Annotated in this window: 21 protein-coding genes, 4 tRNA genes, 2 other RNA genes and 1 pseudogene; 24 read left to right on the plus strand and 4 right to left on the minus strand. The window is 57.2% G+C overall.

Annotated features, from left to right (window positions below; all coding sequences use genetic code 11):
* Position 1: 1 nt before the first annotated feature.
* The 18 genes and pseudogenes from wecB to fos all read left to right on the plus strand — a co-directional run bounded on the left by wecB (position 2) and on the right by fos (position 13,234).
* Positions 2 to 1,132, plus strand: coding sequence for a non-hydrolyzing UDP-N-acetylglucosamine 2-epimerase (gene wecB, locus ACCW71_RS17160; protein WP_436373460.1), 1,131 nt, complete (start codon positions 2 to 4; stop codon positions 1,130 to 1,132).
* On the plus strand, positions 1,129 to 2,388 hold the full coding sequence (gene wecC, locus ACCW71_RS17165) for a UDP-N-acetyl-D-mannosamine dehydrogenase (protein ID WP_436373462.1): 1,260 nt from the start codon (positions 1,129 to 1,131) through the stop codon (positions 2,386 to 2,388). The genes wecB and wecC overlap by 4 nt, the downstream gene beginning before the upstream one ends.
* Positions 2,385 to 3,455: a dTDP-glucose 4,6-dehydratase gene (gene rffG / locus ACCW71_RS17170; RefSeq protein WP_436373464.1), complete on the plus strand. Its 1,071-nt coding sequence runs from the start codon at positions 2,385 to 2,387 to the stop codon at positions 3,453 to 3,455. Before wecC ends, rffG begins: the two co-directional genes overlap by 4 nt.
* A gap of 19 nt (positions 3,456 to 3,474) precedes the next feature.
* Positions 3,475 to 4,356 carry a glucose-1-phosphate thymidylyltransferase RfbA gene (rfbA, locus tag ACCW71_RS17175; RefSeq protein WP_436373465.1) on the plus strand — a complete coding sequence of 294 codons (882 nt, stop codon included), beginning with the start codon at positions 3,475 to 3,477 and terminating at the stop codon, positions 4,354 to 4,356.
* Positions 4,334 to 5,041 carry a dTDP-4-amino-4,6-dideoxy-D-galactose acyltransferase gene (gene rffC, locus ACCW71_RS17180; RefSeq protein ID WP_436373466.1) on the plus strand — a complete coding sequence of 236 codons (708 nt, stop codon included), beginning with the start codon at positions 4,334 to 4,336 and terminating at the stop codon, positions 5,039 to 5,041. Before rfbA ends, rffC begins: the two co-directional genes overlap by 23 nt.
* Positions 5,028 to 6,158 carry a dTDP-4-amino-4,6-dideoxygalactose transaminase gene (rffA, locus tag ACCW71_RS17185; RefSeq protein ID WP_436373468.1) on the plus strand — a complete coding sequence of 377 codons (1,131 nt, stop codon included), beginning with the start codon at positions 5,028 to 5,030 and terminating at the stop codon, positions 6,156 to 6,158. The genes rffC and rffA overlap by 14 nt, the downstream gene beginning before the upstream one ends.
* Positions 6,158 to 7,408: a lipid III flippase WzxE gene (wzxE, locus tag ACCW71_RS17190; protein ID WP_436373470.1), complete on the plus strand. Its 1,251-nt coding sequence runs from the start codon at positions 6,158 to 6,160 to the stop codon at positions 7,406 to 7,408. Before rffA ends, wzxE begins: the two co-directional genes overlap by 1 nt.
* On the plus strand, positions 7,405 to 8,472 hold the full coding sequence (locus tag ACCW71_RS17195; protein ID WP_436373472.1) for a TDP-N-acetylfucosamine:lipid II N-acetylfucosaminyltransferase: 1,068 nt from the start codon (positions 7,405 to 7,407) through the stop codon (positions 8,470 to 8,472). The genes wzxE and ACCW71_RS17195 overlap by 4 nt, the downstream gene beginning before the upstream one ends.
* Positions 8,469 to 9,812, plus strand: coding sequence for an ECA oligosaccharide polymerase (wzyE, locus tag ACCW71_RS17200; RefSeq protein WP_436373473.1), 1,344 nt, complete (start codon positions 8,469 to 8,471; stop codon positions 9,810 to 9,812). The genes ACCW71_RS17195 and wzyE overlap by 4 nt, the downstream gene beginning before the upstream one ends.
* Before the next feature lie 25 nt (positions 9,813 to 9,837).
* On the plus strand, positions 9,838 to 10,578 hold the full coding sequence (wecG, locus tag ACCW71_RS17205) for a lipopolysaccharide N-acetylmannosaminouronosyltransferase (RefSeq protein WP_436373475.1): 741 nt from the start codon (positions 9,838 to 9,840) through the stop codon (positions 10,576 to 10,578).
* Between the two features lie 158 nt (positions 10,579 to 10,736).
* Positions 10,737 to 10,813: transfer RNA gene (locus ACCW71_RS17210), tRNA-Arg, on the plus strand.
* Positions 10,814 to 10,910: 97 nt separating this feature from the next.
* A tRNA-His gene (locus ACCW71_RS17215) sits at positions 10,911 to 10,986 on the plus strand.
* Positions 10,987 to 11,002: 16 nt separating this feature from the next.
* Positions 11,003 to 11,089: transfer RNA gene (locus tag ACCW71_RS17220), tRNA-Leu, on the plus strand.
* Positions 11,090 to 11,109: 20 nt separating this feature from the next.
* Positions 11,110 to 11,186: transfer RNA gene (locus ACCW71_RS17225), tRNA-Pro, on the plus strand.
* A 33-nt stretch (positions 11,187 to 11,219) separates the two neighbouring features.
* A non-coding RNA gene (locus ACCW71_RS17230) (RtT sRNA) lies at positions 11,220 to 11,349 on the plus strand.
* A gap of 33 nt (positions 11,350 to 11,382) precedes the next feature.
* Positions 11,383 to 11,498, plus strand: a non-coding RNA gene (locus tag ACCW71_RS17235) — RtT sRNA.
* A gap of 87 nt (positions 11,499 to 11,585) precedes the next feature.
* Positions 11,586 to 12,769, plus strand: a pseudogene (locus ACCW71_RS17240) (ISL3 family transposase).
* Positions 12,770 to 12,832: 63 nt separating this feature from the next.
* Positions 12,833 to 13,234 carry a fosfomycin resistance glutathione transferase gene (gene fos / locus ACCW71_RS17245; RefSeq protein WP_436373477.1) on the plus strand — a complete coding sequence of 134 codons (402 nt, stop codon included), beginning with the start codon at positions 12,833 to 12,835 and terminating at the stop codon, positions 13,232 to 13,234.
* Between the two features lie 1,019 nt (positions 13,235 to 14,253).
* Here the strand turns inward: fos and hemY are convergent.
* The 4 genes from hemY to hemC are packed head-to-tail and all read right to left on the minus strand — an operon-like array spanning position 14,254 to position 18,278.
* On the minus strand, positions 14,254 to 15,450 hold the full coding sequence (hemY, locus tag ACCW71_RS17250; RefSeq protein WP_436373479.1) for a protoheme IX biogenesis protein HemY: 1,197 nt from the start codon (positions 15,448 to 15,450) through the stop codon (positions 14,254 to 14,256).
* Between the two features lie 2 nt (positions 15,451 to 15,452).
* Positions 15,453 to 16,586, minus strand: coding sequence for a uroporphyrinogen-III C-methyltransferase (hemX, locus tag ACCW71_RS17255; RefSeq protein ID WP_436373481.1), 1,134 nt, complete (start codon positions 16,584 to 16,586; stop codon positions 15,453 to 15,455).
* Between the two features lie 25 nt (positions 16,587 to 16,611).
* Positions 16,612 to 17,340 carry a uroporphyrinogen-III synthase gene (gene hemD, locus ACCW71_RS17260; protein ID WP_436373483.1) on the minus strand — a complete coding sequence of 243 codons (729 nt, stop codon included), beginning with the start codon at positions 17,338 to 17,340 and terminating at the stop codon, positions 16,612 to 16,614.
* On the minus strand, positions 17,337 to 18,278 hold the full coding sequence (hemC, locus tag ACCW71_RS17265) for a hydroxymethylbilane synthase (protein ID WP_436373484.1): 942 nt from the start codon (positions 18,276 to 18,278) through the stop codon (positions 17,337 to 17,339). Before hemC ends, hemD begins: the two co-directional genes overlap by 4 nt.
* Positions 18,279 to 18,594: 316 nt before the next feature.
* Here hemC and ACCW71_RS17270 point away from each other — a divergent pair, with 316 nt between their 5' ends.
* From ACCW71_RS17270 to yigB, 6 genes are all read left to right on the plus strand, one after another.
* Complete coding sequence (locus tag ACCW71_RS17270) at positions 18,595 to 21,153, plus strand: class I adenylate cyclase (RefSeq protein ID WP_436373485.1); 2,559 nt, start codon at positions 18,595 to 18,597, stop codon at positions 21,151 to 21,153.
* Positions 21,154 to 21,300: 147 nt separating this feature from the next.
* Entirely contained in the window at positions 21,301 to 21,501 is a 201-nt protein-coding gene (gene lptM, locus ACCW71_RS17275; RefSeq protein ID WP_436373486.1) for an LPS translocon maturation chaperone LptM, read from the plus strand.
* A gap of 28 nt (positions 21,502 to 21,529) precedes the next feature.
* On the plus strand, positions 21,530 to 22,354 hold the full coding sequence (gene dapF / locus ACCW71_RS17280; protein WP_436373488.1) for a diaminopimelate epimerase: 825 nt from the start codon (positions 21,530 to 21,532) through the stop codon (positions 22,352 to 22,354).
* Entirely contained in the window at positions 22,351 to 23,055 is a 705-nt protein-coding gene (locus ACCW71_RS17285) for a DUF484 domain-containing protein (RefSeq protein ID WP_436373490.1), read from the plus strand. The genes dapF and ACCW71_RS17285 overlap by 4 nt, the downstream gene beginning before the upstream one ends.
* Positions 23,052 to 23,957: a tyrosine recombinase XerC gene (gene xerC, locus ACCW71_RS17290; protein WP_436373491.1), complete on the plus strand. Its 906-nt coding sequence runs from the start codon at positions 23,052 to 23,054 to the stop codon at positions 23,955 to 23,957. The genes ACCW71_RS17285 and xerC overlap by 4 nt, the downstream gene beginning before the upstream one ends.
* Entirely contained in the window at positions 23,954 to 24,670 is a 717-nt protein-coding gene (gene yigB, locus ACCW71_RS17295; protein ID WP_436373492.1) for a 5-amino-6-(5-phospho-D-ribitylamino)uracil phosphatase YigB, read from the plus strand. Before xerC ends, yigB begins: the two co-directional genes overlap by 4 nt.
* Positions 24,671 to 24,680 lie beyond the last annotated feature (10 nt).

A 24,680-nucleotide genomic window follows, 5' to 3' on the forward strand; every position in this document is an offset into this window, starting at 1 on the left:
TGTGAAAGTTCTGACGGTATTTGGTACTCGCCCGGAAGCGATAAAAATGGCACCGCTGGTGCAGGCGCTGGCTCAGGATCCCGCCTTTGAATCGCGGTTGTGCGTCACGGCACAGCATCGCGAAATGCTCGATCAGGTGTTACGCCTGTTCAGGCTGGAACCCGATTATGACCTGAATATTATGCGTCCTGAGCAGGGACTGACGGAGATCACCTGCCGCATTTTAGAGGGCATGAAAACCGTACTGCTCGACTTTAAGCCGGACATTGTGCTGGTACATGGCGACACCACCACCACTTTAGCGGCGAGCCTGGCGGCGTTTTATCAGCAGATCCCGGTCGGACACGTTGAGGCTGGCTTGCGAACCGGCGATCTCGCCTCTCCGTGGCCGGAAGAGGGAAACCGCAAGCTCACCGGCCATCTCGCCCGCCTGCACTTTACCCCGACTTCCCGCTCGCGTCAGAACCTGTTGCAGGAAAATCTGCCCGACGCGCGCATCATCGTGACCGGTAATACGGTGATTGATGCGCTGTTGTGGGTGCGTGACCGGGTGCTGGATGACGCCGATCTCAATGCGCAGCTGGCGGCCCGCTATCCGTTCCTCGATCAGGCTAAGAAGCTGGTGCTGGTTACCGGTCATCGGCGTGAAAGTTTTGGCGACGGCTTTGAGCGCATTTGCAGCGCGCTGGCGCAGATTGCCCGCCAGCACCCGGACGCGCAGATTGTCTATCCGGTGCACCTCAACCCCAATGTCAGCGAGCCGGTCAACCGCATCCTCAGCGGCATTGAGAATATTATTCTGATCGACCCGCAGGAGTATCTGCCCTTTGTCTGGCTGATGAACCGCGCCTGGCTGATTCTTACCGATTCCGGTGGTATCCAGGAAGAGGCTCCCTCGCTGGGCAAACCGGTGCTGGTGATGCGTGATACCACCGAACGGCCTGAAGCGGTCGACGCTGGCACGGTAAAACTGGTGGGAACCGATACCGCCAGAATCGTGGCCAGCGTGAGCGAACTGTTGACCGATGATGCCGCCTGGCAGGCGATGAGCCACGCCCATAATCCCTATGGCGATGGCAAAGCCTGCGGCCGTATTTTGCAAGCCTTAAAAGATAACCGAGCCGACTTATGAGTTTTGAAACCATTTCCGTGATTGGACTGGGATACATTGGGCTGCCGACGGCAGCCGTTTTTGCCTCAATGGGAAAAAAAGTGGTGGGCGTGGATATTAACGCGCGCGCCGTTGAAACCATCAATCGTGGCGCGATCCACATCGTGGAGCCCGATTTAGATCAGGTGGTGCATGCCGCCGTCACCCGCGGCGACCTGCGCGCTACCACGCAGCCGGAAGCGGCTGACGCTTTTCTTATCGCGGTTCCGACCCCTTTCAAAGAGGCGCACCAGCCTGACCTGCGCTTTGTGAAAGCCGCGGCGGAGTCGATCGCGCCGGTGCTGAAGAAGGGCGATCTGGTGATTCTGGAGTCGACCTCACCGGTCGGCAGCACCGAACAGATGGCCGACTGGCTGGCTGCGGCGCGTCCCGACCTGCGTTTTCCGCAGCAGGGTGAAAACCCGGATATTTTTGTCGCCTACTGCCCGGAGCGCGTGCTGCCGGGTCAGGTGATGGTGGAGCTGATTAATAACGATCGGGTGATTGGCGGCATGACGCCCGCCTGTTCCGCCCGTGCCAGCGCGCTTTACCGTCTGTTTTTGAAAGGCGAGTGCGTGGAAACCAACGCCCGTACCGCCGAGATGTGCAAGCTGACGGAAAACAGCTTCCGCGACGTTAATATCGCCTTCGCCAATGAGCTGTCGCTGATTTGTGCCGATCAGGGGATTAACGTCTGGGAACTGATTGCGCTGGCCAATCGCCATCCGCGCGTCAATATTCTGCAACCTGGCCCAGGCGTCGGCGGCCACTGCATCGCCGTCGACCCGTGGTTTATCGTGGCGCAGAACCCGGAATTAGCCCGTCTGATCCGCACGGCGCGCGAAGTGAATGATGCCAAGCCGCAATGGGTGCTGGATCAGGTGAAAGCGGCGCTGGCGGATTGTCTGACGCAGAGCGGTAAGCGCGCCAGCGATCTCACCATCGCCTGCTTTGGCCTAGCCTTTAAGCCCAACATTGACGATCTGCGCGAAAGCCCGGCCGTGGGCGTGGCGCAGAAAATCGCAGAGTGGCACAGCGGCACCACCTGGGTGGTGGAACCCCATATTGAGCAGCTCGGCGAGGCGCTGGCCGGTAAAGCGGAGCTGGTCTCAGTTGAGCAGGCGCTGGCGCAGGCCGATATTCTGGTGATGCTGGTCGATCATCGCGCGTTTCGCGCCATTGATGCCACCCAGGTTAAACAAAGCTGGATCGTCGACACCAAAGGTGTCTGGCGATGAGACGATTTTTGATCACCGGCGGTGCCGGTTTTATCGGGTCGGCGCTGGTGCGCTTCCTGATCGCGGAAACCGATCATCAGGTAGTAGTGGTTGATAAACTCAGCTATGCCGGTAATCTGGCGTCGCTGGCCAGCGTCGCTGATTCACCGCGCTTTGCTTTTGAGCAGGTCGATATTTGCGATCGTCCGGCGCTCGATCAGGTTTTTGCCCGCCATCAGCCAGACTGCGTGATGCATCTCGCGGCTGAAAGTCATGTTGATCGCTCTATTGACGGGCCGATCGCCTTTATCGAAACCAACATTGTCGGAACCTATCAGTTACTGGAAGCGGCACGCCATTACTGGCAGGCGCTGGATGCGGCACGCAAAGAGACCTTTGTCTTTCACCATATCTCAACCGACGAGGTGTTTGGCGATCTGCACGATAGCCAGGGCTACTTTACCGAAACCACAGCCTACGCGCCGAGCAGCCCTTATTCCGCCAGTAAAGCCAGCAGCGATCATTTAGTCCGTGCCTGGCTGCGAACCTACGGTTTACCCACGCTTGTCACCAACTGTTCAAATAACTATGGGCCCTGCCATTTCCCGGAAAAGCTGATCCCGCTGACGATTATTAATGCGCTGGCTGGCAAAGCGTTGCCGGTTTACGGTAACGGTCAGCAGGTTCGTGACTGGCTCTATGTCGAAGATCATGCGCGTGCGCTTTACCTGGTCGCCAGCCGAGGCAAGCCGGGCGAAACCTATAATATTGGCGGCCATAACGAGCGCCGTAATATTGATGTTGTCGAAACGGTGTGTAGCCTCCTTGAGGAACTGGCCGCAGAGCAAAAACCTGCCGGGCTGGCGCACTACCGTGATTTGATTACCTATGTCACTGACCGTCCCGGTCATGACCAGCGCTACGCCATTGATGCCAGTAAAATTGCGCGTGAACTTGGCTGGATGCCGCAGGAAACCTTTGAAAGCGGCATGCGCAAAACCGTTGCGTGGTATCTGGCGAACCCCGCCTGGTGGCAGGCCATCCTGGATGGTCGCTACCGTGGCGAGCGCCTCGGCTTATCGCAATAAATCCGCGAAAGGAGCAGAGATGAAAGGCATCATTTTAGCCGGTGGTTCGGGCACACGCCTCCACCCGATTACCCGTGCGGTATCAAAGCAGCTTCTGCCCGTCTACGACAAACCAATGATCTATTATCCGCTGTCAGTGCTGATGCTGGCAGGGATTCGCGACATTCTGTTGATTACCACCCCGGAAGATCGGATGCAGTTTGAGCGTCTGCTGGGTGATGGCTCTGAATTTGGTCTGCGCCTCAGCTATGCGGTTCAGCCCAGTCCCGATGGGCTGGCGCAGGCGTTTATCATTGGTGAATCCTTTATCGGTGATGATAATTGCTGCCTGGTGCTGGGTGACAATCTCTATTTTGGCCAGGGCTTCAGCCCCAAGCTCAGGAAAGTGGTTGAACAGAATCGCGGTGCGACAGTATTTGGCTATCAGGTAATGGACCCCGAGCGTTTTGGGGTGGTGGAGTTCGATGAGAACTTTAAGGCGCTCTCGATTGAAGAGAAGCCACCGCAGCCGAAGTCACGCTGGGCGGTTACCGGGCTCTACTTCTATGACAATCAGGTGGTTGAGTTCGCGAAGCAGGTTAAGCCTTCAGCACGGGGCGAACTGGAAATTACCGCGATTAACCAGATGTATCTGGATCGCGGCGAGCTGACCGTCGAATTGCTGGGACGTGGATTCGCCTGGCTGGATACCGGCACGCATGACAGCCTGGTGGAAGCCAGTATGTTTGTGCAGACCGTGGAAAAACGCCAGGGCTTTAAAATTGCCTGTCTGGAAGAGATCGCCTGGCGGAACGGCTGGTTGAGTGATGACCAGCTGCGCGCGGCGGGTGAAGCACTGACGAAAACCGGCTACGGCCAATATCTGCTGGATCTGTTACATGCCCGTCCACGTCAATATTAATCCCCTTAGCTGGGAGAGCGCGTTCTTTGGCGTCGCCACGGTGCGGCTCGACCCGGAAGGGGAGACCGCGCTGGAAGAGGCGCTGCGCCATCCCTGTGCGCTGATGCAGATGAAAGTCGCTGCCAGCCAGACGGCGCTGATCGACACGCTTCAGCAGCATCAGTTTCAGCTGGTGGAGGGCGAAGCCGACCTGTCGCTGGCGGTTAAGCAGACCGAACGCCAGGCGGGGATTCGCATTGCGCGTGAAGCGCAGATCCCGCTGCTGCGCGACGCGGCTTCACAGCTTTTCAGTCAGAGCCGTTTTCGCGCGCCCTGGTATGCGCCTGACGCCAGCGGACGTTTCTACGCGCAGTGGATTGAGAATGCGGTTCGGGGTACGTTTGATCACCAGTGTCTGGTGGCGAGCGACGCCCATGGTCAGCCGCAGGGCTTTGTTTCGTTGCGCGAAGTGGAGGGTGAAGCCCGCATCGGCTTACTGGGCGTGCTGCCCGACGCGCAGGGCCAGGGCGTGGGTCAACGGCTGATGCTGGCGGCGGCAGACTGGGCGCGGGTAAGAGGCGTGGCTCAGCTGCGGGTTGCCACACAACTCAGTAATCTCACGGCGATGCGCCTCTATTTACGCAGCGGTGCCCGGCTCGACAGCACCGCCTACTGGTTCTACAGGAAAGGTCATGATTCCATTTAACGCACCCCCGGTTGTGGGCACTGAAGTTGAGTATATGCAGTCGGCGATGAACAGTGGCAAGCTGTGCGGCGACGGCGGGTTTACCCGTCGCTGTCAGCAGTGGATGGAGCAGCGTTTCGGCAGCAAAAAAGTGCTGCTGACCCCCTCCTGCACCGCCTCGCTGGAGATGGCCGCGCTGCTGATCGATCTCCAGCCCGGCGATGAAGTGATCATGCCGAGCTATACCTTTGTGTCGACCGCTAACGCCTTTGTGCTGCGCGGTGCGCGCATCGTGTTTGTCGATGTACGCCCCGATACCATGAACATTGATGAGACGCTGATTGAAGCGGCCATTACCGAAAAAACCCGCGCGATTGTGCCGGTGCATTACGCAGGCGTGGCCTGTGAAATGGACACGATTATGGCGCTGGCAACAAAACATAAGCTGTTTGTGATTGAAGATGCGGCGCAGGGCGTGATGTCACGCTACAAAGGCCGTGCGCTCGGCACCATCGGTCATATCGGCTGCTTCAGCTTCCACGAAACCAAGAACTACACCGCCGGCGGTGAAGGCGGGGCGACATTAATTAATGACGCCAGTCTGGTCGAGCGCGCCGAAATCGTGCGCGAGAAGGGCACCAACCGCAGCCAGTTCTTCCGCGGTCAGGTGGATAAATATACCTGGCGCGATATGGGTTCAAGCTACCTGATGGCCGATTTGCAGGCCGCCTATCTCTGGGCGCAGCTGGAGGCGGCCGAACGTATCAACCAGCAGCGGTTACGCATCTGGCAGCGCTATTATGATGCGCTTCAGCCGCTGGCGGCGCAGGGACGTATTGAGCTGCCGGTGATCCCCGCCAGCTGCGAACACAATGCGCATATGTTTTACATCAAACTGCGTGACCAGGCGGATCGTCAGGCGCTGATTGACTGGATGAAAGAGGCGGAGATCCTGACGGTGTTTCACTATATTCCGCTGCACAGTTCGCCTGCCGGTGAGCGTTTCTCACAGTTTGTCGGCGACGATCGCTTTACCACCCGCGAAAGTGAACGCCTGCTGCGCTTGCCGCTGTTTTATAACCTGTCGGATAACAATCAGAGCACGGTTATCAGCTCGCTGCTGAGCTTCTTTTCCTGATGTCACTGGCCAGAGCTTCAGTGTGGACGGCTTCGTCCACGCTGGTAAAAATTGTGGCCGGTCTGCTGGTGGTCAAACTGCTGGCGGTGAGCTTCGGGCCAGAGGGTGTCGGCCAGGCGGGGAACTTCCGTCAGTTGATCACCGTGCTGGGCGTACTGGCCGGGGCGGGCATCTTTAACGGCGTCACCAGCTATGTGGCGCAGTATCAGCAGCAGCCTGGCCAGCTGCGGGCCATGGTCGGTACGGCTTCGGCGATGGTGCTGGCTTTTTCAGGGATGCTGGCGCTGCTGTTCCTGCTGGCGGCGGCGCCCATCAGCACCGCGCTGTTTGGTCACGACCGCTATCAGGGCGTGATCCGGGTGGTGGCGTTTCTTCAGCTCGGTATCGCCTGGGCCAATTTTACCCTGGCGCTGCTGAAGGGCTATCGCGATGCGCGCGGTAACGCGCTGGCACTGATTTTCGGCAGTCTGATTGGCGTGGTGGGTTATCTGCTCTGCTGGTGGCTGGGCGGTTATCAGGGGGCGCTGATTGGTCTGGCGCTGGTGCCGGCCCTGCTATTGGCGCCTGCGCTGATCATGCTGAAACGCCGTGCGCCGCTGCCGCTGAGCTGGCTGCGGCCGCAGTGGCATCCTGAACTGGCGCGCAACCTGGCTAAATATACCCTGATGGCGCTGATTACCGCCGTGACGTTACCGGTCGCCTGGATGATGATGCGTAACCTGCTGGCAGAGCAGCAGAGCTGGGCGCAGGTGGGATTGTGGCAGGGCGTGACCACTATTTCTGACGCCTATCTGCAATTTATCACCGCAACCTTCAGCGTCTGGCTGCTGCCGACGCTGGCGCGGCTGGAGGATAAGCGCGACATTGCGCGGGAAATCGGGCGTTCATTACGCTTTGTGTTGCCCGCCGTGGCGGTCGCCAGCTTTGGTGTCTGGCTCCTGCGCGATTTCGCCATCAGTCTGCTGTTCACCGGGGCGTTTCGCGGCATGCGCGATCTCTTTGTCTGGCAGTTGTGCGGTGATGTTTTTAAAGTGGGTGCCTACGTTTTCGGATATCTGGTGATCGCCAAAGCCTCGCTGCGCTTTTATGTTCTGACGGAGATCAGCCAGTTTCTGCTGCTGACGCTCTTCTCGCGCTGGCTGATCCCGCTGCATGGCGCTGCGGGCGCGGCGCAGGCTTATATGATCACCTATATGACTTACTTTGCCCTGTGCTGTGGCGCTTTTATGATTTACTGCCGGAAAAAATGACTTTAATTCACGTCCTGGGGTCGGATATTCCCCACCACAACCTGACGGTGCTGCGCTTTTTCAATGAGGTGCTCAGCGTTGAGCAGCCCACGGCGTCGCCTCGCCATTTTATGGTGGTCGCGGCGCAGCCAGAGAGTCTGCCATCCTTTTCTGCTTTGCAGATTGACTATTTTGCCAGCAAGAAAGCGCTGGCACAGGCTATGTTGACGCGCGCCCGCAATCGTCAGCAGCGGTTTTTCTGCCACGGTCAGTTTAATCCGTGGATCTGGCTGGCGTTACTCAGCGGTAAGCTGCGCCGTTCACAGCTGTTCTGGCACGTCTGGGGCGCTGACCTCTATGAAGAGTCGCGCAGCCTGAAGTTCCGCCTGTTCTACCAGCTGCGCCGGATAGCCCAGGGACGGGTCGCACACCTGTTTGCCACCCATGGCGACCTGCACCACTATCAGCAGCGCCATCGCCGCGTGCCCGGTTCACTGCTCTATTTTCCGACCCGGATGCCGGAGGTGGCGGTGGAGGCTGCACCGGACCCGATCTTTACCCTGCTGCTCGGCAACTCAGGCGATCCCAGTAACCGGCACATTGAAGGTTTAAAAGCGATTCGCGCCCAGTTCGGTGAGCAGGTGCGGATTGAGGTGCCGCTGGGCTATCCGCCGGACAATGAGGCCTATATCAGTCAGGTTCAGGCGGCAGCTGAGACGCTGTTCCCGCAGGGGCAGGTCAATCTGCACCGTGAGAAGCTGACGTTTGAGGACTATTTAGCGCTGCTGGCACGCTGCCATCTCGGCTACTTTATGTTTGAGCGCCAGCAGGGGATAGGCACGCTCTGCCTGCTGATTCAGGCGAATGTACCGTTTGTTCTGACCCGTGAAAATCCGTTCTGGCGTGATGTGGCGGAGCAGCAGCTTCCGGTGCTGTTCAGCGAAGATGCGCTCTCACCGGAACTGATTAACGAAGCGCGCCGGCAGCTCAGCCGCTGTGATAAACAGGCTATCGCCTTTTTCGCGCCTGGCTATCTGGCGGGCTGGCGGGCAGCGTTACAGCTCAGTGAAGGGGAATTGTCATGAGCCTTATGCAGTTTAGTGGCCTGCTGGTGGTCTATCTGCTGTCGCTGGGTTTTATTCTGACCCTGACGTGGCGGGAGTTTAAGCGCGTCCGTTTCAACTTCCACCTCTTTTTTACCCTGCTGTTTTTGCTGACCTTTTACTTCGGTTTTCCGCTGACCAGCGTGCTGGTGTTTCGCTTTAATGTTGAGGTGGTGCCGGTAGAGAATCTGCTGGAGGCGCTGCTGTCGGCCACGGCGTTTTACGCGATTTACTACGTCAGCTATAAGGTGCGGCTGAAACCGGCGGATGTCCCGGCGGCCAGACCCTGGCTTCAGATGAACCGGGTCGAAACCCACCTGACCTGTGTGATTCTGGCGCTGGTGGCGCTGGGCACCGTGACGGTGTTCTTTATCCATAACGGTTTTCTGCTGTTTCGCCTGACCGCCTATAACCAGATTTTCTCCAGCGAAGTGTCGGGCGTTGCGCTTAAGCGCTTCTTCTACTTCTTTATTCCGGCGATGCTGATCCCCTATTTCCTGCGGCCGACCCGCCGTAACTGGCTGCTGTTCCTGGTGGTGACCGTTGCCTTTGGCCTGCTGACCTACGCGCTGGTGGGCGGCACCCGCGCCAATATCATTATCGCCTTCGCTCTGTTCCTGTTTATCGGCATTACCCGTGGCTGGATCACCCTGTGGATGCTGGCGACCGCGGGGGTGATGGCGATTGCGGGCATGTTCTGGCTGGCGCTGCGTCGTTATAACCTCGACGTGATGGGCGATGAAGCGTTCTACACCTTCCTTTATCTGACGCGCGATACTTTCTCGCCGTGGGAGAATCTGGCTTTGCTGCTGGATAACTACACCCGCATTGAGTTTCAGGGGCTGGCTCCGCTGTGGCGCGATTTCTACGTTTTCATTCCGACCTGGTTGTGGCCCGATCGGCCGCTGGCGGTGTTAAACAGCGCGAACTACTTCACCTGGGAGGTGCTCAACAACCACTCAGGTCTGGCGATCTCCCCCACGCTGATTGGTTCGCTGGTGGTGATGGGCGGCGTCTGGGCGATTCCGATTGGTGCCGTGGCGGTGGGAATGATTATTAAAGCGTTTGACGCGCTCTATCAGCGCGGCCGCCATGAAACAAACCGCTACAGCGGCGCTATCCTGCAAAGTTTCTGTTTTGGCGCGGTCTTTAATATGATCGTGCTGGCGCGCGAAGGTCTTGATGCTTTCGGTTCTCGTGTGGTGTTTTTCTGCATCATTTTTGCTGCCTGTCTGGGCCTGGCTAAATTACTTTTCTGGTTACTGGATCGCGCAGGTTTAATTCGCGACCGCAGCGGGCGGGTGTTGCATAGCCCCTCCTGATTAACCTCTGGGATTAACGAAAGATATGACAAAGTTAGCTGAAACGCCGCAGTACCAGATCCGCGGCGTTGCGCTGTATGGCTTCGAAAATATGCCAGCGGCGGTCGATTTTTTGATGCCGCCGCACAGCGTGCGCAGCGGTATTCTGGTGGCGATTAATGCCGAGAAGATCCTGACCGCAGAGCGGGATGAGGGCTTACGTGCGCTGTTAGCGCAGGCGGAGTATGCCTACGCCGATGGCATCAGCATCGTGCGTTCGATTCGTAAAAAGTATCCGCAGGCGTCGGTGCAGCGCATCGCTGGCGCAGATCTCTGGGAAGCGTTGATGGAACGCGCCGGGCGTGAAGGTACGCCGGTGTTTCTTATCGGTGGTCGTCAGCAGGTGCTGGATGAGACCTGTAGTAAATTACGTCGTCAGTGGAATGTGAACATTGTCGGGGCGCAGGATGGCTATTTCGCGCCTGCGGATCAGGATGCGCTGTTTGCCCGGGTGGCGGCCAGCGGCGCGAAGCTGGTGACGGTGGCGCTGGGGTCGCCCCGGCAGGAGCTCTTGATGCTGGCGTGTCGCACCCAGTGGCCTGATGCGCTCTATATGGGCGTTGGCGGCACCTATGATGTCTTCACGGGGCACGTCAAGCGTGCGCCGAAAATCTGGCAGCGGCTGGGGCTGGAGTGGCTTTATCGTCTGATCCGGCAGCCAGGTCGTCTGCGCCGGCAGTTAAAACTGCTTAAATATGTGGGCTATCACTGGCGCGGCGATCTCTGATCTTGCTGATAACTTCATCATTTTTATCGGTCTGCAAAGAAGAAATGCGCTAATTGTCGACAAAGTGCGCAAAGCGTAATCAAACGCGCCTTTTTATTTAAAAAGCACTAGACACGATGGGCGCTTATCTCTAGTATGCACATCCGCAACGGCGCTACGCGCCCGTAGCTCAGCTGGATAGAGCGCTGCCCTCCGGAGGCAGAGGTCTCAGGTTCGAATCCTGTCGGGCGCGCCATTTCGTTTGTGCGCATGAGCTTCGGTGGTTGATTTACCGCGGTTGGCAGTAAAGTTTCAGGTGTTGCAGGCGTTAACCTGTAGCATTAAGTATTGTGGTGGCTATAGCTCAGTTGGTAGAGCCCTGGATTGTGATTCCAGTTGTCGTGGGTTCGAGTCCCATTAGCCACCCCAGATTTTGCTGGGATACGCGAAGGTGGCGGAATTGGTAGACGCGCTAGCTTCAGGTGTTAGTGTCTTAACGGACGTGAGGGTTCAAGTCCCTCTCTTCGCACCAGGCAAAACAGTTAAAAAAATCGGCGAGTAGCGCAGCTTGGTAGCGCAACTGGTTTGGGACCAGTGGGTCGGAGGTTCGAATCCTCTCTCGCCGACCATTTTTAGAAACCTGTCTGAAAAGACAGGTTTTTTTTCGTCTGTAGTAAAAGAGGATGAGAACCTCCGCAGGAGGTTTGAGCCGAGCGTAGCGAGACAACGTTGCTTCAGCAACGGCCCGCAGGGCGCTGCTCGCAGAGCAGCGTTATCCTCTCTCGCCGACCATTTTTAGAAACCTGTCTGAAAAGACAGGTTTTTTTTCGTCTGTGGTAAAAGAGGATGAGAACCTCCGCAGGAGGTTTGAGCCGAGCGTAGCGAGACAACGTTGCTTCAGCAACGGCCCGCAGAGCAGCGTTATCCTCTCTCGCCGACCATTTTTAGAAACCTGTCTGAAAGGGGTCTTCCCTTGTTGTGGTGGCTGAAGGCATGATAACCGTAGGTTTTTATCTTCATAGATCATCATGGACGAGAAGTCACTCTATGCTCACATCCTGAATCTGTCCGCTCCGTGGCAGGTTAAATCCCTTTCACTTGATGAGAAAGCTGGCTCTGTCACCGTTGTTGTCGGGATCGCCAAAAATACACAGCTAATCTGCCCAACATGCGGGCAACCATGCCCTGTCCACGATCACCGTCATCGCAAATGGCGTCATCTTGATACCTGCCAGTTCATGACAGTCGTTGAGGCGGATGTTCCCCGGGTCATGTGCCCTAACCATGGATGCCAGACGTTACCCGTTCCGGTAGCCGGTACACATTATTGTTTGAAACGTTCGTCCTTTCCTGGCTGAAAATCAGCACGGTTGATGCGGTAAGAAAGCCGCTTAAACTTAGCTGGAATGCTGTTGACGGCATCATGACTCGGGCGGTTAAGCGTGGGCTTGCCAGGATAAAAAAACCGTTGTCAGCCCGACATATGAATGTGGATGAAGTGGCGTTCAAAAAAGGACATCGATACATCACAGTGATATCCGATCGTGAGGGACGGGCGCTGGCAATAACGGATGATCGCGGAACAGAGAGCCTTGCCAGTTATCTCCGCAGTCTCACAGATAGCCAACTGGAGGCCGTTAAAACGTTCTCAATGGATATGAATGCCGGATATATCAGAGCTGCGCGTATTCATCTTCCTGAAGCTGTAAGGAAAATAGCCTTTGACCGCTTCCATGTGGCAAAACAACTGGGCGAGATTGTTGATAAAACACGACAAAATGAGTATGCCCGGCTTCCGATAGACAGTCGTCAGCAGGCGAAAGGAACCCGCTTCTTGTGGCAGTACAGTGAAAAATGGATGACAAAGCTCCGACAGGAAAAATTTGCCTGGTTGAGAGAACAAATGCAGCTGACCAGCCAGTGCTGGGTGCTGAAAGAATTGGCAAAAGATATCTGGAACCGCCCGTGGGGCGGCAAACGCTGTTCCGACTGGCAACAGTGGATTGCGCTAGCGAGAAGTTGCGATGTGCCCGTGATGAGAAATATGGCTAAAACCATCACGAAACGGCTATACGGGATACTGAACGCAATGCGGTACAACGTATCAAATGGCAATGCTGAAGCACTGAACAGTAAAATAAGGCTGATGAGGATAAAAGCCAGGGGATACCGAAACCGGGAGCGTTTTAAGCTGGGTGTAATGTTCCACTAAGGTAAACTGGATATGACATTCTAGGTCTCTCATTAAATAAATTAAAAACAATAGGTTATAGATATGCTCACGGATTTAAACCATATAACTCTCGCAGTCAGAAATGTGGACGTCAGTTTTAATTTTTATGTTGGAATACTTGGATTTACTCCACGTGCGAAATGGAAATCTGGGGCATATTTGTCTTTGGGAGAGCTTTGGTTTTGCTTATCTGTCGATCATGTTGTTCCGAAACAAGACTATACACATTACGCATTTACCATTACAGAAGACGCCCTATCAGCATTCAGGATGAAACTGCAAAAGTCTGGAGTCGTTGAATGGAAGAACAACCGTAGCGAGGGTGAGTCAATTTACTTTTTAGATCCTGATGGGCACAAACTTGAAGTTCATTGCGGCAGTCTGAAATCCAGGCTGAGGTCGTGTCTGGAAACTCCGTATGAGGACATGATGTTTTTTGAATAGTTGAGCGTTGACCCACCCTGATCGGGGAAGACCCCTGAAAAGAAAGGTTTTTTTTGTCTGTAGTAAAAGAGGATGAGGACCTTCGAAGGAGGTTTGAGCCGAGCTTAGCGAGACAATGCTGTAAGTGCGAGCCTGCGAAGGGAACAGGGTCAGATCGGAAAGTCGCTTAAGCCATCCCTGGCCGCTCGGCCCGCGCGATTACGCACCTCATCCCTGAGGTGCGCCCGTTGCCGGGCCAACGCGTTGCGTTGTTCAAAAACGCTCCCGGCGTTTTTGTCCCTGGCGCGGGACGCTTTCCTCTTCTGACCCTGTTCCCTTCGCGTTGAGCATTTTCATTGCTGCCAGAGTCACTTTGCATTGGATCTGTTACTAATCTGAAGCGCCCAAGTAAGTACCTGATACGTCTCCCTGAAGCCCGCTCAGCGGTGAGAGCGTACCTGCTGCGTGTAAGCTTATCGCGTTGCGGCCCGGGCCCGGACAGGAAAGCCAGACAGTGTTGTCTTAGCAGGATCAGCATCGTCGTGAATTGCCGACAAATAAGTCATTGTTATTATTAATCTCACAGGAAGAATGACCTCGATGTCTCTATTCAGAGACAGAGAAAGTGTCTGCTGTCGTCGGATACAGACACTTCCTGCCACGCCGCGCAGAGGAAAGAATCAGTGCATTACTTAAGTTTATGATTTTTAAATGGTTTAAAAATAAATCTTAACCTGGCATGCTATGTGCAATACTTCTGCTGTAGATGCTCATTCCACCTCTTATGTCTGCTCCGGCTACATAAACCTGGGAATGATGCAGAGCCAATTTTCAGGTACCTGTTGTCTGCCTGCCTGTATCGCGTCAGCCTTACAGGGTTAACAGACACCACGTTGAGTCGGGTACCTACCGGTTGTCTTACCGACCTGATCTTACACCTGCTCCGGCAGGTGTTTTTTTTTGCCTCCGGCTGCTGCACTGACGGATGACAGGCACAAAAAAGCCGGGCAAGCCCGGCTTTATCAGAGAGGAGAGGGCGATCAGGCGCCAGGATTGTTCTTCAGCGTCAGCAGCAACCCTTCACGGCGCATCTTCGCCGCTTCTTCCGGGCGATGCAGGCGATCATACACATCCGCCAGCCACGCATAGTCAAAGGCGTCAGGACGCTGTGCCAGCGCCTGTTGCAGCGCTTCGGCGGCCTGCTGCCATTCACCATGACGCATCAGCAACTGTCCCAGCGTACTGTGCAGCAGCGGGGTTGCGCCATGCTGTTTGATCTGCTGACGTAACGCTTTCTCCAGCGCTTCAGGATTACCGCTTTTGATGCGCGGCATCAGCAGCACCAGGCGATCGTCATAATGACGCTTCAGACCTTCCAGCACGATAGTCTGTGCGGTGTCATGGTCGTTGCACTCAATCAGGTGATCCGCCATTGCTACCTGCAAAGTGGTCTCCTGACGGGTTTTGCGGCTCAGGTTGCCCCACCAGCGTTTCAGGCCATCGCTGCCCTGATCGGCCATCGCCTGACTCATCAGACCCAGCCAGGCCTGCTGTTGCAGGGCTTCACGATGTGCATCGTCACCCACCTGCGCTTTCTGCATCGAGGGCAGAATATCCAGCAGCGCACTCCATGCCCCGGTGCGGATGTAGGCCTGCTCCGCCAGCCGCAGCACTTCAGGATGGCGCGGAGCCACCTCCAGCAGACGATCGATGCTGTGGCGTGCGGCGTGATCTTCGTTGCGTGCCAGCTGAATACGCGCGCGGGCAATTTCCACCGGGATGGTATTGCTGTCGGACAACTCCGCAGCACGTTCAAGGTGCTGATTGGCCCGTACCTCGTCACCGCGCTGCTGCGCCGCTTCGGCGGCCAGCAGGTAGTTGGCGACCGGCACATCGGCGTGATCGGCATCTTTCGAGAGCAGCTTTTCAGCCTGGCGATGATCGCCTTCCGCCAGTTTCATCAGCGCTGACTGAGTGTGGCGCTGGGCGCGGCGGCGTTTACGGCCGGTAAACCAGCCGCGGGTGCGGGCACCGGTGCGCAGCACACGACGCAGCAGCCACTCCACCGCCAAGATTATCAGCAGCGCGACGATCAGAATAATCACCAGGCCGGTGACGCTGGTTTCGATATTCCAGTTATCGGTCTGGATCAGCACGTAGCCCTGATGACCGGCAATCATCGGCCCCAGCACCACCCCGGCAATCAGCAGGATAAAGAGGATAAATACCTTAAGCATGCTTAGCCTCCCTGCTGATTAGCAGCGGCAGAGGGCTGTGCTAACAGGTTGCGCACGCGGGTTTGCATCAGCTGCTCCAGCAGCGGCTGACTCTCCAGGTTATCCGGCAGCTCCATGTTAATGCTCTGCTGGCTCAGCTCATCCAGCTGGGCGAGGAAGGCTTTGGTCGCGGCATCGTTGGTGTCGTACCAGGCGCGCACCCAGGCGGACACGGTATCGATGGACTGTTTATAAATCTCTTCCTGATGGCGCGGCACGGCCTGCGCGGCAATCAGCAGACGCGAGCGGATATTTTCGCGCAGGTAGACATCCTGATTGGGGGCCAGCAGCGGCTGCGCGGTGTTATCGCGGCGGCGGATGGTAATAAAGTCATCCATAAAGTTATGCCAGCTCTTCACCAGATTCTGACGCCATTCGCGCACCGAACCGGACAGTTCGCCACCGTCGCTGTCCATGGGCGCGTCATCGCTGTCGTTATCCGCCAGACGCAGGTTATCAACGTTGTTGGAGAGCTGGTTCAGCTTGAGGATCACGCCGTCATAGTCGACCTGCGTCACCGAAGAGAGGTTGCTGATGTCCTGGGTCAGGGCACGACGAACGTTCATGACGCTGGGATCGTTCATATCGGCCAGGCTGGCGTCGGCGCTTTTCAGCAGCGCGGCGGCGGTGGTGACATCCTGATCGCTCCAGAGTTTGCGGCCTGCCAGTTTGACCAGGTAGTCCGCCTGCGCCAGTAACCAGCTGCGCACGTCGTTACCTGAAATCACCGCCATTTTTTCACGCAGTGTTTCCAGCTCTTTTGCTGAGGAGTCCTGCTGCGCCTGCGCCGTTTGCAGCGCTTTTTCAGCGGCGCTCAGCTGCTGCGTGAGCTGTTGCTTGTCGTTGCTGGCCTGCTGTTGCAGCGTGCTGAGCTGTTCGTCCAGGCGCTGATTGGTTTGTGCCTGTAAATCAGCCTGATGTTTCCCGTTAAGGTATAAACCCGCACCTATGGCCAGCGCAATGACGATCGCCACCGCACCCAACACCATGCCACCGTTTTTCGCTTTAGGCGCAGGTGTGTTGCTGCTGGAAGGAGAGCGTTCGACCGCTGGGGTGGTTTCTTCAACCATGGCGGAGGAGTCTTTTTGTTCCGTCATATGTGGCACATCCCATTGTTAAAGTTCAGCGTAACGCGCGCAACAGCGCATCGTTATCGGCACCATCGGCTACCTGAATATCCTGCCAACCCAATGCTGCGGCCAGGGTAGCCAAACGTTCACTGACGACAATCAGTCGGCAGTTAAGCAGCCATTCCTCGCGATCGACTGCGGGGAACAGCGAAAAAAGCTGTTGTAACATTTCACCGCTGGTCGCCACCAGCACCGAGACACCACGATCGCGCCAGCGACGGCCTTCAACCGGCCCGTCGTAATGTTTCTGGCAGCGCTGATAACAGGCGGCAAAGGTGACTTCCGCCCCGCGCTGGATCAGCGTCTCCGCCAGCAGTTCGCGTCCCGGATTACCGCGCAAAATCAGCGCACGTTTACCGGCGACCTGCTGTAGCGTGTTCAGCTTAATCAGCTCTTCGCTGGTTTCATGGGCGTGCGGCCAGCTGACCTGCTGACCACTGACGGTATGAAAGGCCAGCGCGGTGCTGCGACCAATAGCATAATAGTCCAGCTCAGTGGGCCATGCTTTGATCGCGTGTTGGGCGTAGTGAATAACCTGTTGCGAAAGGATAAAAACCAGGTCGCCGGCACGGAGTCCGGCAAGTTTTTGCGGCAGAGAGGCGAGATCGGCGCCCGGCGCAAACTCAATCAGGGGCAGGCTCCACGCCTGTTTCCCGGCGGCATGCAGGCGGGATACCAGCTCTGCCGCCGCGGGTTCCGGCCGTGTCACCAGGATGGTCATGCCGGCGGCTGTCCCTGATAAACGTCATGCAGGATTTGACGCGCACCGCCGTTCAGCAGCTCATCGGCCAGGGAAATGCCCATCTGTTCCGCTTCGGCGCGCGGACCGCGGCGCTCGCCGCTGACCATCATATGGCCATCCGGTGCGCCCACCATGCCGCGCAGCCAGAGGTTATCCCCTTCCAGCACCGCGAAACTGCCGATAGGCACCTGGCAGCCACCCTCTAAGCGGGTATTCATGGCGCGCTCCGCTCTGACACAGACTTCAGTGTCATCGTGATTCAGCGCCCGTAACAGGTCAATCAAGACGCTGTCGTCCAGACGGCATTCAATGCCGACCGCGCCCTGACCCACGGCGGGCAGGGAGATCTCGGCGGGCATCGCCTGGCGAATACGATCTTCCAGTCCCAGTCGCTTCAGCCCGGCAACGGCCAGGATAATCGCGTCATATTCACCGGCATCGAGTTTGCCGAGGCGGGTGCCGACATTGCCACGCAGCGAGCGGATCACCAGGTCGGGCCGGCGGGCGCTAATCTGGCACTGACGACGCAGGCTGGAGGTACCGACCACCGCCCCCTGCGGCAGCGCATCAATAGAGTCGTAATGATGAGAAACGAACGCATCACGCGGATCGTCGCGCTCGCAGATGGTCACCAGGCCCAGACCGTCCGGGAAGTCGACCGGCACATCCTTCATGGAGTGCACCGCCATATCAGCCCGGCCATCCAGCATTGCCAGCTCAAGCTCTTTGACAAACAGCCCTTTACCCCCGACTTTGGCCAGCGGCGTATCCAGGATAATGTCACCTTTGGTGACCATAGGCACCAGCTCAACGCGCAGGCCCGGATGGGCACTCATTAATCGTTGCTGTACATAATGTGCCTGCCATAATGCCAGCGGGCTTTGTCTTGTAGCAATTCTGAAAATTTTGTCTAACATGCTGTTAACCATTTTTATCGTTCACCGAATATCCTATCATCTCTGGGTGAAGAGTGTCAGTTTCAACGGATTGAAAAGGATCTGTGCGCGCTCCATGCTCATTTTATTACGTCATCAGGCGAAGAGCGGGAGTGAAAAGGCAGGAAGCCGCTAAGAACGTGCTAAACTGTCAGGTAGCGCAACTTTCTTTACGGTCAATCTGCCGGGTGTTAGATTGATCACGTTTCCAGCAATAATCTGCCCATTTTTTTCACTTAATAAGCGGCAGAGGGTGGAAACAGGGTGCTTAAACACTGGGACAATCAGGCGAAACGTCTTGTACCTCTACATTGAGACACTGAAACAGAGACTGGATGCAATCAACCAGCTGCGCGTTGATCGTGCGCTGGCTGCCATGGGACCCGCTTTTCAGCGCGTCTATAGTCTGCTGCCAACCTTATTACATTATCAACATCCGCAGATGCCGGGTTACCTTGAAGGTAGCGTTCCACATGGCATCAGCTTCTTCACGCCTGATGAAAATCAGCGTCAGCTGCTGGCCGATCTCACCGGCGACAGCGATCTCCATTTTACCGAGACGCCGAAAGGCGAAATGCCGATTACCGCGATCTACTCGATGGGCAGCACCTCCTCCGTTGGCCAGAACAGCGTCTCGGATCTCGACATCTGGGTCTGCCATCAATCCTGGCTCGACAACGAAGAGCGCCTGAACCTGCAACGCAAATGCACGCTGCTGCAAAAATGGTGCGTGTCGATGGGCGTGGAGGTGAGCTTCTTCCTGATCGACGAGAACCGCTTCCGTCACAACGAAAGCGGCAGCCTGGGCGGGGAAGATTGCGGCTCAACGCAACACATTCTGCTGCTGGATGAGTTTTACCGTACCGCGGTGCGTATGGCGGGCAAACGCATCCTGTGGAACATGGTGCCGGGCGAAGAAGAGCACCACTACGACGACTATGTGATGTCGCTCTACGCCAAAGGGGTGCTGACCCCCAATGAGTGGCTCGATCTGGGTGGCCTCGGCACGCTGTCCGCCGAAGAGTATTTCGGTGCCAGCCTGTGGCAGCTCTATAAAAGCATCGACTCGCCCTATAAAGCGGTACTGAAAACGCTGCTGCTGGAGGCGTACAGCTGGGAATATCCGAATACCCAGCTGCTGGCGATGGATATTAAACAGCGGCTGCACGATGGCGAAATCATCTGTTTCGGGCTGGACCCTTACTGCATGATGCTGGAGCGGGTGACGCACTATCTGACCAGCGTGGACGATCAGCCGCGTCTCGATCTGGTGCGCCGCTGCTTCTACCTGAAAGTCTGTGAAAAGCTCAGCAGCGAAGAGCATCAGCATCGTACCGGCTGGCGTCGTGAAATTTTATCGCAGCTGGTGAAAGCGTGGGGCTGGGACGACGCGAAAATCGCCCTGCTGGATAACCGCGCCGGCTGGAAAATTGAGCGGGTGCGCGAAGCCCATAATGAATTGCTGGATGCGATGATGCAGAGTTATCGCAACCTGATCCGCTTTGCCCGCCGCAATAACTTAAGCGTCAGCGCCAGCCCGCAGGATATTGGGGTGCTGACCCGCAAACTCTACGCCGCCTTCGAAGCGCTGCCGGGCAAAGTGACGCTGGTCAATCCGCAGATTTCGCCTGATTTGTCCGAGCCGAACCTGACCTTTATCCATGTGCCGCCTGGCCGCGCCAACCGTTCCGGCTGGTATCTCTATAACCAGGCGCCGGATATGGATTCGATCATCAGCCATCAGCCGCTGGAATATAACCGCTACCTGAACAAGCTGGTGGCGTGGGCGTGGTTCAATGGGCTGCTGACCCGCAAAACCCGGCTGCACATCAAAGGCAATGAGATCTGCGATCTGGCGCGGTTGCAGGAGCTGGTCAGCGATGTCTCCAGCCACTTCCCGCTGCGTCTGCCTTCGCCGACGCCAAAAGCGCTCTACAGCCCGTGCGAAATCCGCCACCTGGCGATTATCGTCAACCTGGAGCACGATCCGACGGCGGCGTTCCGTAATCAGGTGGTGCATTTCGACTTCCGCAAGCTGGATGTCTTTAGCTTCGGCCAGCAGCAGCAGTGTCTGATTGGCAGCATCGATCTGCTCTATCGCAACTCCTGGAATGAGGTGCGTACGCTCCATTTCAGCGGCGAACAGGCGATGATTGAAGGGCTGAAAACCATTCTCGGCAAGATGCATCAGGATGCCGCGCCGCCCGACACGGTGGAAGTTTTCTGCTACAGCCAGCATCTGCGCGGTCTGATTCGCACCCGCGTCCAGCAGCTGGTGTCAGAGTGCATTGAACTGCGCCTCTCCAGCACGCGCCAGGAGCCGGGCCGCTTTAAAGCGCTGCGCATGGCGGGCCAGACCTGGGGCCTGTTCTTTGAGCGCATGAGCGTTTCGGTACAGAAGCTGGAAAACGCGGTTGAGTTCTATGGCGCGATCTCCAACAACAAGCTGCACGGTTTGTCGATCAAAGTGGAAACCAATCAGGCGCCGCTGCCGCCGGTGGTCAACGGCTACGCCAGCGAAGGCATTATTCAGTTCTTCTTTGAAAACACCACCGATGAGCGTGGCTTCAACATCTATATCCTCGATGAGAGTAATCGGGTTGAGGTCTATCATCACTGCGAGGGCAGTAAAGAGGAGCTGGTGCGCGACGTCAGCCGCTTCTACTCCTCTTCGCACGATCGCTTTACCTACGGCTCCAGTTTTATCAATTTCAACCTGCCGCAGTTTTACCAGATTGTGAACACCGGCGAACGTTTCCAGGTGATCCCGTTCCGCAGCCAGACGCTGACGCAGCTCTGCGCCTCGCCGCCCGACAACGACAACAGCGACTATCAACCGCGCTATCAGGTGCATTGATGCTGACCGGCCGCCTGCCATGCGCAGGTGGCTGCCATCTTCCCGGCCTGTCACTCTGCTCACGCTAATTGCGGGGATTTCCTGTTGCTTTTCCACCTTCAACTGCGATGATAAGCATCCAGGTAAAGGACATTAAGAGCATAAAGAATGAAGAAAGTGATAAGCCTGTTGGCCATGACACTGGCACTGACCAGTCTTGCAGGTTGTGGTCTGAAAGGGCCGCTCTACTTCCCGCCAAAGGAACAACCGAAGAAGCAGCAGGCACCGACCGAACGCCAGAAAGCGGAAGCCACCAAAGCCGACGTTGGCGGACTGGTGACCGGCAGTTCAGGCGCGCAAGCGAACTAATCTCATGGCTTATCCGGCGGAGCAAAAAATGCAGTTCTCCAAAATGCACGGTCTCGGCAACGATTTTATGGTTGTGGATGCGGTGACACAAAACGTCTTTTTTTCGCCGGAGTTGATCCGCCGGCTGGCCGATCGTCATCTGGGGATCGGTTTTGATCAGCTGCTGATTGTTGAACCGCCCTACGATCCCGATCTCGATTTCCACTACCGTATTTTTAACGCCGATGGCAGTGAAGTGGCGCAGTGCGGTAACGGTGCGCGCTGCTTTGCCCGCTTTGTTCAGCTGAAAGGGCTGACCAATAAAAGTGACATCCGGGTCAGTACCCAGAATGGCCGCATGGTGTTGACCGTGACGCCTGACGACCAGGTGCGCGTCAACATGGGCGAGCCGAACTTTGAGCCGCAGCAGGTGCCGTTTCGCGCCAATAAAGCGGAGAATCTTTACCTGCTGCGGGTCGCCGAACAGACGGTGATGCTGGGGGCGGTGTCGATGGGTAATCCGCACTGCGTCATCCAGGTTGAGAGCGTGAAAACCGCACAGGTTGAACTGCTGGGCCCGATTCTGGAGAGCCATGAGCGCTTCCCGGATCGCGTCAATGTCGGTTTCATGGAGATCATCAATCCCGAACATATTCGCCTGCGCGTCTATGAACGCGGAGCGGGTGAAACCCAGGCGTGCGGCAGCGGTGCCTGTGCAGCCGTGGCCTGTGGCATTCAGCAGGGCATTCTGGCGAACAAAGTCCGCGTCGATCTGCCCGGCGGAACGCTGCATATCGCCTGGAAAGGAGCCGGTCAGCCGCTCTATATGACCGGACCTGCCACACATGTCTACGATGGGTTTATTCATCTATGAAAAATATCGAAGAGCAGGCTGACAGTTCACTCCTGCTGGACGATCAGGCCGTCAGTGAGTATCTGCGGCAGAATCCCGATTTCTTTATCCGTAACGCCCGCGCCGTGGAACAGATGGTGGTGCCGCATCCGGTGCGCGGCAGCGTGTCGCTGGTGGAGTGGCATATGGCGCGGCAGCGCAATCATATCCAGCGGCTGGAGGAGGAGATCACCCTGCTGATGGAGCAGGCCAGCGCCAACCACCAGCTGTTTGACCGCCTGCTGTCGCTGGAAAGTCATCTGGCCGCGGCGGATTCGCTCCAGGATATGCTCAATCGTCTGCATCGCTGGGCGCGCGAGCTGGGCCTGGCGGGTGCCAACGTGCGGCTGTTCAGTGATAAGTGGCTGCTGGGCGCGCCCTCCGACTTTTTCCAGCTCGGTTTGTCGCGCCAGGCGTTTGAACCGCTGCGCATTCAGCGTTTTGGTCAGCAGCATCACTATCTTGGCAATCTCAACGGACCGGAACTGCTGCTGCTGCTGCCCCAGGCCAAAGCGATCGGTTCGGTGGCGATGTCGCTGATGGGCGAGGCGGGCGATCTTGGCGTGCTGATCTTCAGCAGCCGTGACAGCCAGCACTATCAGTCTGGCATGGGGACGCTGCTGCTACAGCATCTGTCCCAGATGATGCCGGATCTGCTCTCGCGCTGGGTTGAACGCGCATGAGTCGCCTGTTGCAGGAGGCCGTCGACGGATTTCTGCGCTACCTCAAAGTCGAGCGTCAGCTCAGTCCGTTAACCCAGAGCAGCTATGCGCGACAGCTTACGGCGCTGGTGGCGATTGCGGATGAGATGAAGCTCAGCAGCTGGGCGCAGCTGGAACCGGCGCAGGTGCGCAGCATGGCGGCACGCAGCCGCCGCGCGGGCCTCGCCGCCAGCAGCCTCGCGCTGCGCCTCTCGGCGCTGCGCAGTTTTCTCGACTGGCAGGTGAGCCAGGGATTGCTCACTGCCAATCCGGCCAAAGGGGTGATGACGCCGCGTAAAGCGCGCCACCTGCCGAAAAATATCGATGTCGATGAAGTCAATCAACTGCTGGATATCGATCTTAACGATCCGCTGGCGGTGCGCGACCGGGCGATGCTGGAAGTGATGTATGGCGGCGGTTTGCGTCTCTCGGAACTGGTCAATATGGATTGCCGCCACGTCGATCTCGACTCCGGTGAAGTGTGGGTGCTGGGCAAGGGCAGTAAAGAGCGCCGGGTGCCGGTTGGCCGCACCGCAGTGACCTGGATCCAGCACTGGCTGCCGCTGCGCGCCACCTTTGGTGGTCAGGATGACGCGCTGTTCCTCTCGACGCGCGGCAACCGCATCTCGCCGCGCAGCGTGCAGAAGCGCTTCGCTGAATGGGGTATCCGTCAGGGCGTCAACAGCCATATCCATCCGCACAAGCTGCGACACTCTTTTGCCACCCACCTGCTGGAATCAAGTGGCGATCTGCGCGCGGTGCAGGAGCTGCTGGGACACGCGAATCTCTCGACCACCCAGATCTACACCCATCTCGACTTCCAGCATCTGGCTTCGGTGTATGACGCCGCGCATCCCCGCGCCAAACGAGGAAAGAACGAATGAAGTTTTATCGTCCGCTGTCGGCCATTAAAGCCATCACCTTCGACCTTGATGACACGCTCTACGATAACTACCCGGTGATCCGCCGCACCACGCTGGAGTCCCATGCCGCGTTGCAGGCCTATCATCCGGCGCTGCGCGACTTTACGCCGCAGGATTATCAGGCGCTGCGCGATGAGCTGTTACAGCGCGAGCCGGAGATCTATCACGACGTGTCGGAGTGGCGACGCCGCTCGGTCGAGCTGGCGATGCTGAATATTGGCCTCTCGGCGGCGGAAGCGACCGCGGGCGCGGCGCAGGTGATGTCGGTGTTTCATCAGTGGCGCAGCCAGGTTGAGATGCCGGATGAGACCCATCAGACGCTGAAAGCGCTGGCGGAGAAAGTGCCGCTGGTGGCGGTGACTAACGGTAACGCCTGCCCGGAAAAAATGGGCATTGCCGATTACTTCCGTTTCACGCTGCGCGCCGGACCGGACGGGCGCGCCAAGCCGTGGCAGGATATGTATCAGCTCGCCGCGCAACGGCTGGCGATCGCGCCTGAGCATATTCTGCACGTGGGCGACGACCTTACCACCGATGTGGCGGGCTCGCTGCGCAGCGGTATGCAGGCGTGCTGGATTAACCTGCGCCAGGGCAACCTGATGCAGATTGCGGATGCGCGCCTGTTACCCCATGTCGAAATTTCGCGGTTGGCATCACTCACCTCACTGTTATAATGGCTGTGAA

This window comes from Pantoea sp. C2G6, from assembly GCF_051336815.1.
Classification (GTDB): domain Bacteria; phylum Pseudomonadota; class Gammaproteobacteria; order Enterobacterales; family Enterobacteriaceae; genus Pantoea.

Coding starts and splice junctions, on each gene's coding strand:
- wecC (WP_436373462.1), top strand. CDS start 1,129: ATGAGTTTTGAAACCATTTCCGTGATTGGACTGGGATACATTGGGCTG.
- rffG (WP_436373464.1), top strand. CDS start 2,385: ATGAGACGATTTTTGATCACCGGCGGTGCCGGTTTTATCGGGTCGGCG.
- rfbA (WP_436373465.1), top strand. CDS start 3,475: ATGAAAGGCATCATTTTAGCCGGTGGTTCGGGCACACGCCTCCACCCG.
- rffC (WP_436373466.1), top strand. CDS start 4,334: ATGCCCGTCCACGTCAATATTAATCCCCTTAGCTGGGAGAGCGCGTTC.
- rffA (WP_436373468.1), top strand. CDS start 5,028: ATGATTCCATTTAACGCACCCCCGGTTGTGGGCACTGAAGTTGAGTAT.
- wzxE (WP_436373470.1), top strand. CDS start 6,158: ATGTCACTGGCCAGAGCTTCAGTGTGGACGGCTTCGTCCACGCTGGTA.
- ACCW71_RS17195 (WP_436373472.1), top strand. CDS start 7,405: ATGACTTTAATTCACGTCCTGGGGTCGGATATTCCCCACCACAACCTG.
- wzyE (WP_436373473.1), top strand. CDS start 8,469: ATGAGCCTTATGCAGTTTAGTGGCCTGCTGGTGGTCTATCTGCTGTCG.
- wecG (WP_436373475.1), top strand. CDS start 9,838: ATGACAAAGTTAGCTGAAACGCCGCAGTACCAGATCCGCGGCGTTGCG.
- fos (WP_436373477.1), top strand. CDS start 12,833: ATGCTCACGGATTTAAACCATATAACTCTCGCAGTCAGAAATGTGGAC.
- hemY (WP_436373479.1), bottom strand. CDS start 15,450: ATGCTTAAGGTATTTATCCTCTTTATCCTGCTGATTGCCGGGGTGGTG.
- hemX (WP_436373481.1), bottom strand. CDS start 16,586: ATGACGGAACAAAAAGACTCCTCCGCCATGGTTGAAGAAACCACCCCA.
- hemD (WP_436373483.1), bottom strand. CDS start 17,340: ATGACCATCCTGGTGACACGGCCGGAACCCGCGGCGGCAGAGCTGGTA.
- hemC (WP_436373484.1), bottom strand. CDS start 18,278: ATGTTAGACAAAATTTTCAGAATTGCTACAAGACAAAGCCCGCTGGCA.
- lptM (WP_436373486.1), top strand. CDS start 21,301: ATGAAGAAAGTGATAAGCCTGTTGGCCATGACACTGGCACTGACCAGT.
- dapF (WP_436373488.1), top strand. CDS start 21,530: ATGCAGTTCTCCAAAATGCACGGTCTCGGCAACGATTTTATGGTTGTG.
- ACCW71_RS17285 (WP_436373490.1), top strand. CDS start 22,351: ATGAAAAATATCGAAGAGCAGGCTGACAGTTCACTCCTGCTGGACGAT.
- xerC (WP_436373491.1), top strand. CDS start 23,052: ATGAGTCGCCTGTTGCAGGAGGCCGTCGACGGATTTCTGCGCTACCTC.
- yigB (WP_436373492.1), top strand. CDS start 23,954: ATGAAGTTTTATCGTCCGCTGTCGGCCATTAAAGCCATCACCTTCGAC.